The 13768-nt window shown below is 70.8% G+C and carries 12 protein-coding genes; 3 read left to right on the plus strand and 9 right to left on the minus strand.

All coding sequences use genetic code 11. The annotated features are described in order from the left end of the window. Positions 1 to 39: 39 nt before the first annotated feature. The 7 genes from AMK31_RS19965 to pgsA all read right to left on the minus strand — a co-directional run bounded on the left by AMK31_RS19965 (position 40) and on the right by pgsA (position 6069). Positions 40 to 792: a YebC/PmpR family DNA-binding transcriptional regulator gene (locus AMK31_RS19965; protein WP_073941940.1), complete on the minus strand. Its 753-nt coding sequence runs from the start codon at positions 790 to 792 to the stop codon at positions 40 to 42. A gap of 48 nt (positions 793 to 840) precedes the next feature. After that, positions 841 to 1452 carry a pyridoxal 5'-phosphate synthase glutaminase subunit PdxT gene (gene pdxT / locus AMK31_RS19970; protein WP_073941941.1) on the minus strand — a complete coding sequence of 204 codons (612 nt, stop codon included), beginning with the start codon at positions 1450 to 1452 and terminating at the stop codon, positions 841 to 843. A 7-nt stretch (positions 1453 to 1459) separates the two neighbouring features. Continuing rightward, entirely contained in the window at positions 1460 to 2371 is a 912-nt protein-coding gene (pdxS, locus tag AMK31_RS19975) for a pyridoxal 5'-phosphate synthase lyase subunit PdxS (protein WP_073941942.1), read from the minus strand. 136 nt (positions 2372 to 2507) lie between these two features. Further along, positions 2508 to 3050: a hypothetical protein gene (locus tag AMK31_RS19980; protein ID WP_107468664.1), complete on the minus strand. Its 543-nt coding sequence runs from the start codon at positions 3048 to 3050 to the stop codon at positions 2508 to 2510. 198 nt (positions 3051 to 3248) lie between these two features. After that, on the minus strand, positions 3249 to 4421 hold the full coding sequence (locus AMK31_RS19985) for a glycosyltransferase family 4 protein (protein ID WP_073941943.1): 1173 nt from the start codon (positions 4419 to 4421) through the stop codon (positions 3249 to 3251). Beyond that, positions 4418 to 5326, minus strand: coding sequence for a phosphatidylinositol mannoside acyltransferase (locus AMK31_RS19990; RefSeq protein WP_073941944.1), 909 nt, complete (start codon positions 5324 to 5326; stop codon positions 4418 to 4420). Before AMK31_RS19990 ends, AMK31_RS19985 begins: the two co-directional genes overlap by 4 nt. Then, on the minus strand, positions 5323 to 6069 hold the full coding sequence (gene pgsA / locus AMK31_RS19995) for a phosphatidylinositol phosphate synthase (RefSeq protein WP_073941945.1): 747 nt from the start codon (positions 6067 to 6069) through the stop codon (positions 5323 to 5325). Before pgsA ends, AMK31_RS19990 begins: the two co-directional genes overlap by 4 nt. A 226-nt stretch (positions 6070 to 6295) precedes the next feature. Here pgsA and AMK31_RS20000 point away from each other — a divergent pair, with 226 nt between their 5' ends. Together AMK31_RS20000 and AMK31_RS20005 are read left to right on the plus strand one after the other, a co-directional pair. Continuing rightward, positions 6296 to 8494, plus strand: a complete 2199-nt coding sequence (locus tag AMK31_RS20000) for an elongation factor G-like protein EF-G2 (RefSeq protein ID WP_073941946.1) — start codon at positions 6296 to 6298, stop codon at positions 8492 to 8494. Positions 8495 to 8677: 183 nt separating this feature from the next. Continuing rightward, complete coding sequence (locus AMK31_RS20005; protein WP_073941947.1) at positions 8678 to 10333, plus strand: hypothetical protein; 1656 nt, start codon at positions 8678 to 8680, stop codon at positions 10331 to 10333. Between the two features lie 85 nt (positions 10334 to 10418). Here the strand turns inward: AMK31_RS20005 and AMK31_RS20010 are convergent, their stop codons facing one another. Next, positions 10419 to 10979: an HIT family protein gene (locus AMK31_RS20010; protein WP_073941948.1), complete on the minus strand. Its 561-nt coding sequence runs from the start codon at positions 10977 to 10979 to the stop codon at positions 10419 to 10421. 67 nt (positions 10980 to 11046) lie between these two features. Here AMK31_RS20010 and AMK31_RS20015 point away from each other — a divergent pair, with 67 nt between their 5' ends. Next, a complete protein-coding gene (locus tag AMK31_RS20015) occupies positions 11047 to 11709 on the plus strand; it encodes a potassium channel family protein (protein WP_073941949.1) in 663 nt (220 codons plus the stop codon). A gap of 33 nt (positions 11710 to 11742) precedes the next feature. On the opposite strand, the gene thrS is transcribed toward AMK31_RS20015, so the two are convergent. Continuing rightward, entirely contained in the window at positions 11743 to 13719 is a 1977-nt protein-coding gene (gene thrS, locus AMK31_RS20020) for a threonine--tRNA ligase (protein ID WP_073941950.1), read from the minus strand. Positions 13720 to 13768: the final 49 nt, after the last annotated feature.

Below are 13768 nucleotides of genomic sequence, written 5' to 3' on the forward strand. Positions count from 1 at the left end.
GTTCGGCTCGCCGTGCTCGCTGCGGCGTCAGGCTCCGCCTCAGGCGTCGACCTTCTCCATGACCTCGTCGCTGACGTCGAAGTTGGCGAAGACGTTCTGGACGTCGTCGCTGTCCTCGAGCGCGTCGATCAGCTTGAAGATCTTCTTGGCGCCCTCCTCGTCCAGCTCGACCTGCATGGTCGGGACGAAGTTGGCCTCGGCGGAGTCGTAGTCGATGCCGGCGTCCTGGAGGGCGGTGCGGACCGCGACCAGGTCGGTGGCCTCGCTGATGACCTCGAAGTTCTCGCCGAGGTCGTTGACCTCCTCGGCGCCCGCGTCCAGGACGGCGGTGAGGACGTCGTCCTCGGTCAGCTCACCCTTGGGGACGATGATCACGCCCTTGCGGTTGAACAGGTAGGACACCGAGCCGGGGTCGGCCATGGAACCGCCGTTGCGGGTCATGGCGACGCGGACCTCGGAGGCGGCGCGGTTGCGGTTGTCGGTCAGACACTCGATGAGCACCGCGACACCGTTCGGGCCGTAGCCCTCGTACATGATCGTCTCGTAGTCGGCGCCGCCGGCCTCCAGGCCACCGCCGCGCTTGATCGCCGAGTCGATGTTCTTGTTCGGGACCGAGCTCTTCTTCGCCTTCTGGACGGCGTCGTAGAGCGTCGGGTTGCCGTCGAGGTCGACGCCGCCCATGCGTGCGGCCACCTCGATGTTCTTGATCAGCTTCGCGAAGAGCTTGCCGCGCTTGGCGTCGATCACGGCCTTCTTGTGCTTCGTCGTGGCCCATTTAGAGTGGCCGGACATCTGCCTGTCTCCTTCGCGTAACCCATCCAGATACGAACGCCAGGAATCCTACAAGGACTCGGCTTCCCGATTCGCGCGCACCATGTCGACGAACAGGGAGTGCACACGGTGGTCGCCGGTCAGTTCCGGGTGGAACGACGTGGCGAGCGCGTTGCCCTGGCGGACCGCCACGATGTGCCCGTCGTGCTCGGCCAGCACCTCGGCCGCGGCTCCGACGGACTCCACCCAGGGGGCGCGGATGAAGACGCCCTCCACGGGGTCGCCGTCGACGCCCTTGATGTCGACGGCCGCCTCGAAGGACTCGTTCTGGCGTCCGAAGGCGTTGCGCCGGACGATCATGTCGATGCCGCCGATGGTCTCCTGGCCCGAGCGCGGGTCGAGGATCTTGTCGGCGAGCATGATCATGCCCGCGCAGGTGCCGTAGACCGGCATGCCGGCCCGCACGCGCGCGCGGAGGGGTTCCATCACGCCGAAGAGGACGGCCAGCTTGGAGATGGTGGTGGACTCGCCGCCGGGGAGGACGAGGCCGTCGACCTCGGCGAGTTCCTCGGGGCGCCGGACCGGCCTGGCCACGGCGTCGGCCGCGGCCAGGGCGATCAGGTGCTCCCGTACGTCGCCCTGGAGGGCCAGGACGCCAATGACAGGGGCTTCGTTGCTCATCGGGTGATTACCAGCCGCGGTTGGCGTAGCGCTCGGTCTCGGGGAGGGTGTCGCAGTTGATGCCGACCATGGCCTCGCCGAGGTTGCGGGAGGCGTCGGCGATGATCTTCGGGTCGTCGTAGAAGGTGGTGGCCTTCACGATGGCGGCGGCGCGCTTGGCCGGGTCGCCGGACTTGAAGATGCCGGAGCCGACGAAGACGCCCTCGGCACCGAGCTGACGCATCAGGGCGGCGTCGGCCGGGGTGGCAACTCCACCGGCGGAGAACAGCACGACCGGGAGCTTGCCCAGCTCGGCGACCTCCTTGACCAGCTCGTACGGGGCGCGCAGCTCCTTGGCGGCGGCGTACAGCTCGTGGTTGTCGAAGCCGCGCAGCTTGGCGATCTCGTTCTTGATCTGGCGCAGGTGGCGGACGGCCTCGACGACGTTGCCGGTGCCGGCCTCGCCCTTGGAGCGGATCATCGCGGCGCCCTCGGCGATACGGCGCAGGGCCTCGCCCAGGTTGGTGGCACCACAGACGAAGGGGGTGGTGAACGCCCACTTGTCGGAGTGGTTGACCTCGTCGGCCGGGGTGAGGACCTCGGACTCGTCGATGTAGTCGACGCCGAGGGACTGCAGGACCTGGGCCTCGACGAAGTGGCCGATGCGGGACTTGGCCATCACCGGGATGGAGACGGCGTCGATGATGCCCTCGATCATGTCCGGGTCGGACATGCGGGCCACGCCGCCGTCCTTGCGGATGTCGGCCGGGACGCGCTCCAGGGCCATGACGGCGACGGCGCCCGCGTCCTCGGCGATCTTCGCCTGCTCCGGCGTGACGACGTCCATGATCACGCCGCCCTTGAGCTGCTCGGCCATGCCGCGCTTGACGCGCGCGGTGCCGGTCTCGGGGGCCTGGGCGGAGTTGGGGAGGGTGGACACGGGTTGACCTCACTCGGTGAAGAGGGTTTCTGCCGAACCGAGGAAACGTGAGGCGCCCGGGCCACAGCAAGGGCCAATGGAAAGGCGGTGGATCGTTTTTCCGCCACGGCGGGGGAAACCGCAGGTCACGGGCCGCTCAGGCGGCCCGGTCCACCAGCGCCGCGGGCGGTTCGTCGTCCATCTCGAAGGCCAGCGGGAAGGGCGCGTGGCCGGCCAGCCGGAACCAGCGGACCTTGCGGTGCTCGCGGAGCCTGCGGGCCGCGCCCACGGCGTCGTTGTGGAACCGGCGCGCCATCGGCACCCTGCGCACGGCCTCGGTGAGCTCGCGGGCCGCCTCCTCGCCCCCGGGGGCCTCCCGTACGGCCGCCATCTGGTGCGGGTCCCCGAGCACGGCCCGCAGCGCCTGGCTCAGCTCGCTCTCGGCGACCTCACGGTGCTCCTCCTCGGCCTGCCGGGCGGCATGCGCGGCCTCGTACAGGACGATCGAGGCGGCCGGGTCGAGCACCCCCGACGTCGCCAGTTCCTGCGCCACCGAGGCCCTGCGCAGCAACTGGGCGTCCAGCGCGGCGCGCGCGGCATCGATCCTGGCGTGCAGCCGGTCCAGCCGGCCGGCCGTCCAGCTCAGGTAGAGGCCGATCACGACGAGGGCGACGAGGATCCAGATGAGGGTTTCGATCACGGGCGGCAGACTAGCCGCGCCTGGTCGGCAAGGTCTCGCTCGGGGCGCCGGCGCGGGCGTCACCGGGGGCTGCCGCGCCTGGCCTACGACTCCGGCCCTGAACCGGGGCTCGCCTCAGACGTCGGTGCCAAGACGCCTTGCCGCGTCCGGCTCACCCAGGACGCCGCAGGTGCCGGGACGCTCCCGCCGCGTCGGAACTCAGTCCCGCGCCAGCCCCAACCGCGCCCGCAGTCCGCCGCCCCCGCCGGCCCCCTCGTCCGCCGCCACCGCTGCCGCGCCCGCCGTCACCGTCTCGTAGACGGAGAGGATGTCGGCGCCGACCGTCGACCAGTCGAAGCGCCGGACGTGGGCGCTGCCGCGTTCCCCCAGCTCGGCGCGGCGCTTCGGGTCGGCCAGCAGGCGCAGCGCCGCCTCGGCGAGGGCGTCGGCGTCCTCGTTGGCGAACAGCTCGCCCGCCGCGCCCTGGTCGAGGACCTGGGCGAACGCGTCGAGGTCGGAGGCGAGCACCGGGGCGCCCGCCGACAGCGCCTCGACGAGGATGATGCCGAAGCTCTCGCCGCCCGTGTTGGGAGCGACGTACAGGTCGACACTGCGCAGGAGGCGCGCCTTGTCCTCGTCGCTGACCATGCCGAGGAACTGCACGCGCGGGCGCAGCTCGGCGGGCAGCGACGCCACCGCCTCCTCCTCGTCCCCCCGCCCGGCGACCAGGAGCCGGGTCTGCGGGCGCTCGGCGAGGATCCGGGGCAGGGCCCGCATGAGCACCGGCAGGCCCTTGCGGGGCTCGTCGATGCGCCCTATGAAGCCGATGGTGTCGCCCTGCCACTCCGGGTTCGGCTCGGCCTCGGCGAAGAAGCCGACGTCGACGCCGTTGGGGATCACCACGGCGTCCCCGCCGAGGTGTTCCACCAGGGTGCGGCGGGCGTACTCGCTCACCGCGATCCGGGCGCTGATCTTCTCGAGCGCCGCCTGGAGGATCGAGTAAGCGGCGATCATCGCGCGCGAGCGCGGGTTGGACGTGTGGAAGGTGGCCACGATGGGGCCCTGCGCCGCCCAGCAGGTCAGCAGCCCCAGCGAGGGGGAGGCCGGCTCGTGGATGTGGATGACGTCGAACGCGCCGTCGTGCAGCCACCGCCGCACCCGGGCGGCCGACAGGAAGCCGAAGTTCAGCCGGGCCACCGAGCCGTTGTACGGCACCGGCACCGCGCGGCCCGCCGAGACGACGTACGGCGGCAGCGGAGTGTCGTCGTCGGCGGGGGCGAGCACCGACACCTCGTGGCCGAGGCGGATGAAGTACTCGGCGAGGTCGCGGATGTGGAACTGGACGCCGCCCGGCACGTCCCACGAGTACGGGCAGACGATGCCGATCCTCACGAGGGCCCCTTCGCGGGGTCGAGGTCCGAGAGCCACAAACGCTGCAGCATGTGCCAGTCCTCCGGGTGTTCGGCGATGCCCTGGGCGAAGGCGTCTGCCAGCGCCTGTGTCATGACAGACGTCTTCTCGGCCCGGGTGCCTGTCTCCGGTACCTCGATCGGGGGATGGACCCTTCCCCGCATGACGGGCGATTCGTCGTACCAGAGCGTCACCGGCAGCAGCAGCGCGCCCGTCTGCTGGGCCAGCAGCGCGGGCCCGGCGGGCATCCGCGCGGTGTCGCCGAAGAAGGTGACCTCCACGCCGGAGGCGGACAGGTCGCGGTCGGCGACCAGGCAGACCAGTCCGCCGTCGCGCAGCCGCCGGGCGAGGGTGCCGAAGGCGGAGCCGCCGGTGTGCGGCAGCACCTCCATGCCGAGGCCTTCGCGGTAGGCGACGAAACGGTCGTACAGCGTCTCCGGCTTCAGACGCTCCGCGACCGTCGTGAACGGCGTCTCCAGCTTGGTCGTGACCCAGGCGCCCGCCAGGTCCCAGTTGGCCAGGTGCGGCAGGGCGAGTACGACGCCCTTGCCGGAGGCGAGGCCGTCGGTGAGGTGGTGCAGGTCCTTGGGGTCGAAGCCGCCCTTGACGCGTTCGGCGCTCCACGCGGGGAGCCGGAACGACTCCATCCAGTAGCGCAGGTACGAGCGCATGCCCGCGCGGGACAGCTCCGCCAGCCGCTCCGGGGTCGCGTCGGGCACCACGCGCGCGTAGTTGCTCTCCAGCCGCAGCACCCCCTTGCCGCGGCGCTTCCAGACGGTGTCGGCGATGGTGCGGCCGAGCCGTACCGCGACCGGCTCGGGGAGCTTCTTCACGGTGCTCCAGCCGAGACCGTACAGCGCGTCCGTCAGGCGTTCCCGGACGCTCATTTCGCGGCCTCGCTGCCGTGGGAGGCGTTCGGCTGCCCCTGCTCGGCCGCTGCCGCCGCCTCCGCCTCCGCGGACTCCCTGCGGACCGTGACGACCCGCTGCACCAGCGTGACGAGGCTGCCCACGGCGACGATCCACAGCGCGATCGGCAGCAGCACGTCGATGCCGGGCACGCCGAACGTGTGCAGGCCGGCGAGACCGGCCGCGACCAGGGAGATCACCAGCCGCTCGGCGCGCTCCACGAGCCCGTTGACGGCGACCGGCAGGCCGATCGACTCGCCGCGCGCCTTGGTGTACGACACCACCTGGCCGCTGGCCAGGCAGAAGATCGACACCGCGCACAGCGCGTTGTCGTCACCGCCGCCGGCGTACCAGAGCGCGAAACCGCCGAAGATCGCGCCGTCGGCGACCCGGTCCAGGGTGGAGTCCAGGAAGGCGCCCCAGCGGCTGGAGCGGCCGAGCTGGCGGGCCATGTTGCCGTCGACGAGGTCGGAGAAGACGAACAGCGTGATGACGATCGTGCCCCAGAAGAACTCGCCCCTGGGGTAGAAGACCAGCGCGCCCGCGATCACACCGGCGGTGCCGATCAGCGTGACCGTGTCGGGGCTGACGCCCCGGCGGATGAGAAACGCGGCGAACGGTGTGAGGACACGCGTGAAGAATGCACGCGCGTACTTGTTCAGCATGGCCTTCCCGAGGGTCGGTGTCGCCGCGCGGCCCCTGCTGGCCACCGGCTGGCCCATCGTAGCCACGCGCGCGTGGGCGCGACGGCCGGGCACCCACACGGGTCCGGGGCCGTCCGGCGAACGGCCCGCAACCGGCGGGCGGCGACGGGTTCCCGTCGTTCGTATGGACGCACCGTGACGGGAGTGGAAAGCTCGAAGGATCGCGGGCGTCGCCGTAGCCGCTCGCACGCGGCCACGCGTGTCCGCGCCCACAGTGACCTCACCGTGCACGGGAGGCAGGATCATGGGCGACAAGGCGAATGTACATTCCGGAGCCGCCGGCAGGGCTACGGCGGCCGACCACCCCGCGTCCGTACGGAATGTGGTGCTGGTCGGCCACTCCGGATCGGGCAAGACGACCCTGGTGGAGGCTCTCGCGCTGACCGCGGGAGCGGTGAACCGGGCGGGCCGTGTGGAGGACGGCGGCACCGTCTCCGACTACGACGACATCGAGCACCGCCAGCAGCGCTCGGTGCAGCTGTCCCTGGTCCCCGTCGAATGGGACGGGATCAAGATCAATGTGCTGGACACCCCCGGATACGCCGACTTCGTCGGGGAGCTGCGGGCCGGTCTGCGTGCGGCGGACGCGGCCCTCTTCGTCGTCTCGGCCTCCGACGGCGTGGACGGCTCGACCCGCATGGTGTGGGAGGAGTGCGCGGCCGTCGGCATGCCCCGGGCGATCGTCGTCACGCACCTGGAGGCCGCCCGCGCGGACTTCGAGGAGATGACCCGGATCTGCGCCGAGGCCTTCGGCGGCGACGACCCCGACGCCGTGCTGCCGCTGTACCTGCCGCTGCACGGCCCGGAGGGCCCGGACGGGCACGCGCCCGTCACCGGTCTGATCGGCCTGCTCACCCAGAAGCTGTTCGACTACTCGGGCGGGGAGCGCAAGGAGTCCGAGCCGGGCGAGGACCAGCTCCCGCTGATCGAGGAGGCCCGCAACCGGCTGATCGAGGGGATCATCGCCGAGAGCGAGGACGAGACCCTGATGGACCGCTACCTCGGCGGCGAGCAGATCGATCTGAAGACGCTCGTCGAGGACCTGGAGCGGGCCGTGGCACGGGGCACGTTCTTCCCCGTCCTGGCCGCCGCCCCGGCCGCCGACGGCGCCCGCCAGGGCATCGGCACGGTGGAGCTGCTGGAGCTCGTCACCGGCGGGTTCCCGACCCCGTTCGAGCACCCCACCCCCACGGTGACCACCATCGACGGCAGGCCGCGCGAGCTGAAGCCGTGCGACACCGACGGCCCGCTGGTCGCGGAGGTCGTCAAGACGTCCTCCGACCCCTACGTCGGCCGGATCTCCCTGGTGCGGGTGTTCTCCGGCACCCTGCGCCCCGACCAGACCGTCCACGTCTCCGGGCACGGCCTCGCCGACCGCGGCCACGAGGACCACGACGTCGACGAGAAAATCGGCGCGCTGTCCGTGCCCTTCGGCAAACAGCAGCGACCGGTGACGCACGCCGTCGCCGGCGACCTGGCCTGTGTGGCCAAGCTGGGCCGCGCGGAGACCGGCGACACCCTCTCCGCCAAGGACGACCCGCTCCTGATGGAGCCCTGGCAGATGCCCGACCCGCTGCTGCCGCTCGCCATCCAGGCACACAGCAAGGCCGACGAGGACAAGCTCTCCCAGGGCCTGGCCCGGCTGGTCGCCGAGGATCCGACGATGCGGCTGGAGCAGAACCAGGACACCCACCAGGTGGTGCTGTGGTGTCTGGGCGAGGCCCACGCGGACGTCGCCCTGGAGCGGCTGCGCAGCCGCTACGGCGTCCAGGTCGACGTCATCCCGCACAGGGTGTCCCTCCGGGAGACGTTCGCGGGCAAGTCGGCCGGGCGCGGACGGCATGTGAAGCAGTCCGGCGGGCACGGGCAGTACGCCATCTGCGAGATCGAGGTGGAACCGCTGCCGGGCGGCTCGGGCATCGAGTTCGTCGACAAGGTGGTCGGCGGCGCGGTGCCGCGCCAGTTCATCCCGTCGGTGGAGAAGGGCGTCAGGGCCCAGGCCGCCAAGGGCGTCGCGTCGGGCTATCCGCTGATCGACGTCCGGGTCACGCTGCTGGACGGCAAGGCCCACTCGGTGGACTCCTCCGACGCCGCGTTCCAGACGGCGGGCGCGCTGGCGCTGCGGGAGGCGGCGTCCGACGCGCGGATCCATCTGCTGGAGCCGGTGGCCGAGGTGAGCGTCCTGGTCGGCGACGAGTACGTGGGCGCCGTGATGAGCGACCTGTCCGGCCGGCGCGGCCGGGTGCTCGGCACCGAGCAGACACCCGGGGGGCGCACGGTGGTGCGCGCCGAGGTGCCCGAGATCGAGATCGGGCGGTACGCCGTCGATCTGCGCTCCCTGTCGCACGGCACGGCGCGCTTCGACCGCCGGTACGCGCGGCACGAGCCGATGCCGCCACAGGTCGCCGAACGCCTGCGTGAACAGGAGCGGGCCGCCTCCTAGTTGGGACGAGAGGACACTCAAGTGGCCTGAGAGGCCGCTTTCCTGCCATCCCGGCGGACGGCTTCGGCCGTCCGCCGACGCTTGTCGGTGCCTGCGGATACGCTGAAGACCTGATCAACAGGTGTGCGAAGCAGGGAAGTCGGGAAGGCCGCAGGACGACAGTGGCGGCGATCGGGGGCGGGAATGACCGTTGACGGCGGTTACGCGGACATCTTCGGACCGCAGGTGCCGCGCACGGGCGACGAGGGCCAGACGGCGACCTTCGCGCTGGCGTCGGCGGCCTATCGGGACAACCCCGTGGAGGACATCAAGAAGGCCGACAACGAGTGGCACCAGTCGACCGTGAACGCGGGAAAGATCGCGCTGTTCAAGCCGAACCTGGGCGAGGCGTTCTCCCGCGCGGTGGTCGACCGCATGCTGGGCGGCGGCCGCAGCCCGCTCATCCAGTCGTTCGGCACGCAGCCCCAGGTGGTCGTCGAGCACTGCCTGGCCGCCAACCGGCTGCGCCGCGAGCGGGACAACAAACTGACCGCGATCACGGTCCTGTGCGGGCTGATCTTCCTGCCGGGCTTCCTGGTGTGGCTGCTGGTGTTCCAGCTCCGCACCACCATGGCCAAGCGGGAGGACAGGCGGACCTCCGCCCTGGCCACCGCGCTGCTCGTGGCCGTCGGCGCGATGGCCGTGATCGTCCTGGTCCGGATGCCGTTCGGCGGCTTCTGGGGGTGGTACGCCCGCGCGGCGGTCGTCGCCCCCGTCGCGGGCTGGTTCCTGGCCAAGCAGCTCTGCGAGCGCACCGCGAAGGACCTCAGGGAGCGCTGGGACAGCCTGCTGTCGGGCAGCAGCATCGGTGCGAAGGTCCCGGAGGCGGTGCCCAGCAACCCCGGTGAGACGGCCGCCGAGCAGCTGCGCCAGTCCCTCGCCAAACTCAGCGCCGAGCAGCAGTCGAACTCCGTGTTCTACGCCGGTCCCAAGGGGATCCTCGGCATGGGCACCCGCTGGGGCTCCTGGCAGCTCGCCGAGGAGCTGGTCCCCGCCCACGCCGACCGCGAGATCCACCCGTTCCGCAGCTGGGACGTCATACGCGCGATCCACGACCAGCTGCGCATGCTGGAGCGCGGCCCGCTGAACACCGGCGGCTTCCCGACCCCGTCGATACGGCACTGGATCGTCACCCCGATCGGCGAGAACGCCAAGGCGGTCTCCCGGCCGGAGGGCACCGACGTGGAGGCGTACCAGGTCAAGCCGCACGCCATACAGGACATCTGCAACAAGCAGCAGTTCGGCGCCGGCGACCGGCACTACCTGGGCGTCCAGTGGACGCTGTGGGACGGCCAGCTGGTCCTCACCATGCTGATCACCGTCACCGTCCTGCACTCCACGCTGCGCATCGAGGTCACCGGTCACGCCCTGGGCCCGGTGAACGGCCTGTTCACCACCAAGTCGGAGGCGCCGACCAAGACGGTCAGCAAGTCGCTCAAGCCGTGGGAGACCCGCACGGTGAAGCTGCCGCTGGTCACCAGCGACGAGGTGGTCCGGCTCGCCGTGCGGGCGCCGATCAGCTGGTATCCCCCGCTGCTGAAGTGGCTGGGCGGCTCCATCGGCCTGCCCGAGCCGTTCGGTCTGCGGCACGCATGGGCCGACCAGCCGTGGCGGCACCGCTTCATGGCCGACGACGCGCTGCGCGCCGCGACGCCGGTGCTGCGCGTGGTGCACTCCGCGGCGATCAAGGTGCTGGACGAGAACGGCGTCGACACGGAGAAGTTCGGCAGCCGCTCCGCCTTCCTCAGCACGGCGGTGCAGGACCCGAGCCCGCGCAAGGCCGACGTCTACGACGCGTAGGCTCCGGCGGTTCGGGCGCGTGCGGGGTCTGGGTGGCCGTCCCTGGGGGCTGCGCCCCCAGACCCCCGCTTCCGTCGCCCGGGACTCACCCCGCGGGCCAGGCCTCCGCCAGCATCTTCCGGGTGTCCGCCAGCAGCTGCGGCAGCACCTTGGTGTGGCCGACGACCGGCATGAAGTTCGTGTCGCCGCCCCACCGGGGCACGATGTGCTGGTGCAGATGCGCGGCGATCCCGGCGCCCGCCACCGAGCCCTGGTTCATGCCGATGTTGAAGCCGTGCGCCCCGGACGCGGTGCGCAGCGCCGTCATGGCCTGCTTGGTCAGCTCCGCCAGCTCGGCGGTCTCCGCGTCGGTGAGGTCCGTGTAGTCGGCGACATGGCGGTACGGCACGGTCATCAGATGGCCACCGTTGTACGGGTACAGGTTCAGCACCGCGTACACCTGCTCACCGCGCCGGACGACCAGCCCGTCCTCGTCGGATTTGGCCGGGATGGAGCAGAACGGGCAGCCGTCGTCGGCCCCCGGGCCGGTCGGCTTGTTCTCACCCTGGATGTAGGCCATCCGGTGGGGCGTCCACAGGCGCTGGAACGCGTCCTGCGTCCCCACTCCGATCTGCTGCTCCGGCTCACTCGTCATGCTAGGCAGCATATGGCTTCCCCCGTTCGCGGCGTGTCGCCGGGGCGGGCGGGGGGCGGTCACCGGCCAAGCTGGGCCAGTGCATGACGACGACAGCCCCGCGGCTCGCTGGGAGCAGCGCACCGAGATCCCCCTTTTCCTGGCGTCGCTGATCTTCATGGCTGCCTATGCCACCCGGGTCCTGGCCGTGAACCTGCCGTCCTTCTGGCAGAACCTGTGCGGGTTCACGCTGCTCGCCGTCTGGCTGCTGGGCTTCGCGGACTACGCCGTGCGCTGGCGGCTGAGCGGGCAGGGCCTGCGTTTCGTCCCCACGCACGTGCTGCACACTGTGGTCGTCATCCTGCCCCTGCTGCGCCCGCTGCGGATCGTCCCGCTCTACGACGTCGTCCAGCGCCGGCGCGGACAGCCCCGGCTGTCGCTGTACGCGCGCGTGATCGCCTACGCCGGTCTGTCGACCGTGCTGCTCGGGTTCTCCGGGGCGCTGGCGGTCTACCAGCAGGAGCGCGGGGCGCCGGGGGCGAACATGCGGACGTTCGGGGACGCCGTGTGGTGGGCCGCCGAGACCCTCAGCACGGTCGGCTACGGCGACATCACGCCGGTGACCTTCCTGGGCCGGGTGATCGCGATCGGCATGATGGCCGGCGGACTGGCCCTGCTCGGCGCGGTCACGGGGTCGTTCTCGTCCTGGGTGATGCAGACCTTCACCCGAGAGGGAGACGAGCCGAGGCCCCCGGGAAGATGACCTTCCCGGGGGCCTCCTCGCTGGTGGGCGGGATCAGACCTGCGTCCGCTCCTCGACGACCTTCGCGATCTTCGCGATGGCCTCGTCGAACGGAATGCCGTTCTCCTGCGAGCCGTCGCGGTAGCGGAACGACACCGACCCGGCGGACATGTCCTCGTCGCCCGCGATGACCATGAAGGGCACCTTCTGCTTCTGGGCGTTGCGGATCTTCTTCTGCATCCGGTCCGACGACGAGTCGACCTCGACCCGCAGCCCCTTCTTCTTCGCCTCCGCGGCGAACTTCTGCAGGTACTCGACGTGCGCGTCGCCGATCGGGATGCCGATCGCCTGCACCGGAGCCAGCCAGGCCGGGAACGCGCCCGCGTAGTGCTCCAGGAGCACGGCGAAGAACCGCTCGATGGAGCCGAACAGCGCGCGGTGGATCATGACCGGCCGCTGCTTGGTGCCGTCCGCGCCGGTGTACTCCAGGTCGAAGCGCTCCGGCAGGTTGAAGTCGAGCTGGATGGTCGACATCTGCCAGGTGCGGCCGATGGCGTCCTTGGCCTGCACGGAGATCTTCGGGCCGTAGAAGGCGGCGCCGCCCGGGTCGGGGACCAGCGGCAGGCCCTGCTTCTCGGCGACCTGGCGCAGCGTCTCGGTCGCCTCCTCCCAGACCTCGTCCGAGCCGACGAACTTCTCCGGGTCCTTGGTGGACAGCTCCAGGTAGAAGTCGGTCAGGCCGTAGTCGCGCAGCAGGTTCAGCACGAAGGTGAGCGTCTTGTCCAGCTCGTCGGACATCTGCTCGCGGGTGCAGTAGATGTGCGCGTCGTCCTGGGTGAAGCCGCGGGCACGGGTCAGGCCGTGCACGACGCCCGACTTCTCGTACCGGTACACGGTCCCGAACTCGAAGAGGCGCAGCGGCAGTTCACGGTACGAACGCCCGCGCGCGTCGAAGATCAGGTTGTGCATCGGGCAGTTCATGGGCTTGAGGTAGTAGTCCACGCCCTCGTCGAGCTGCATGGGCGGGTACATGCCCTCGGCGTACCAGTCCAGGTGGCCGGACGTCTCGAAGAGCTTCCCCTTCGTCGCGTGCGGCGTGTAGACGAACTCGTAGCCCTCTTCCTCGTGGCGGCGCCGCGAGTAGTCCTCCATGACCCGGCGGACGATGCCGCCCTTGGGGTGGAAGACGGCGAGGCCGGAGCCGATCTGCTCCGGGATGGAGAACAGGTCCAGCTCGTTGCCCAGCTTGCGGTGGTCGCGCTTCTCGGCCTCGGCGAGGAAGTCCAGGTACGCCTTCAGCTCGTCCTTGGACGGCCAGGCGGTGCCGTAGATGCGCTGGAGCATGGGGTTCTTCTCGCTGCCGCGCCAGTAGGCGGCCGCGTTGCGCATCAGCTTGAACGCCGGGATGAGCCGGGTGGAGGGCAGGTGCGGACCGCGGCAGAGGTCCTTCCAGCACAGCTCGCCGGTCTTGGCGTCCAGGTTGTCGTAGATCGTCAGCTCGCCGGCGCCGACCTCGACGTCCGCGCCGTCGTCCGAGGAGGCGGAGCCCTTGAGGCCGATCAGCTCCAGCTTGTACGGCTCGTTCGCCAGCTCCTCGCGGGCGGCCTCGTCGGTCACCACGCGGCGGGCGAACCTCTGCCCCCGCTTCTGGATCTCCTGCATCTTCTTCTCGATGGCCTTGAGATCCTCGGGCGTGAACGGCTTCTCGACGTCGAAGTCGTAGTAGAAGCCGTCCTTGACGGGCGGGCCGATGCCCAGCTTCGCCTCGGGGAACAGTTCCTGCACGGCCTGCGCCATGACGTGCGCGGTGGAGTGGCGCAGGATGTTCAGGCCGTCCTCGGAGGAGATCTCGACGCCCTCGACCTCGTCGCCGTCGGAGAGCACGTACGACAGGTCCCGGAGCTCACCGCCCACGCGCGCGGCGATGATCGAGCGCTCGCCGGCGAAGAGGTCGGCGGCCGTGGTGCCCGTCGTCACCGCGCGCTCTTCCCGCTCGGAATCGCGTTGGATGATCACACGGACGTCTGACACCGGTCTCTCCTGACTGAAGATGGATGCGGCGCCATACCGAGAGCGCGCG

The organism is Streptomyces sp. TSRI0107, assembly GCF_001905845.1.
Classification (GTDB): domain Bacteria; phylum Actinomycetota; class Actinomycetes; order Streptomycetales; family Streptomycetaceae; genus Streptomyces.

Coding starts and splice junctions, on each gene's coding strand:
- AMK31_RS19965 (WP_073941940.1), bottom strand. CDS start 792: ATGTCCGGCCACTCTAAATGGGCCACGACGAAGCACAAGAAGGCCGTG.
- pdxT (WP_073941941.1), bottom strand. CDS start 1,452: ATGAGCAACGAAGCCCCTGTCATTGGCGTCCTGGCCCTCCAGGGCGAC.
- AMK31_RS19990 (WP_073941944.1), bottom strand. CDS start 5,326: ATGAGCGTCCGGGAACGCCTGACGGACGCGCTGTACGGTCTCGGCTGG.
- pgsA (WP_073941945.1), bottom strand. CDS start 6,069: ATGGGCCAGCCGGTGGCCAGCAGGGGCCGCGCGGCGACACCGACCCTC.
- AMK31_RS20000 (WP_073941946.1), top strand. CDS start 6,296: ATGGGCGACAAGGCGAATGTACATTCCGGAGCCGCCGGCAGGGCTACG.
- AMK31_RS20005 (WP_073941947.1), top strand. CDS start 8,678: ATGACCGTTGACGGCGGTTACGCGGACATCTTCGGACCGCAGGTGCCG.
- AMK31_RS20010 (WP_073941948.1), bottom strand. CDS start 10,979: ATGCTGCCTAGCATGACGAGTGAGCCGGAGCAGCAGATCGGAGTGGGG.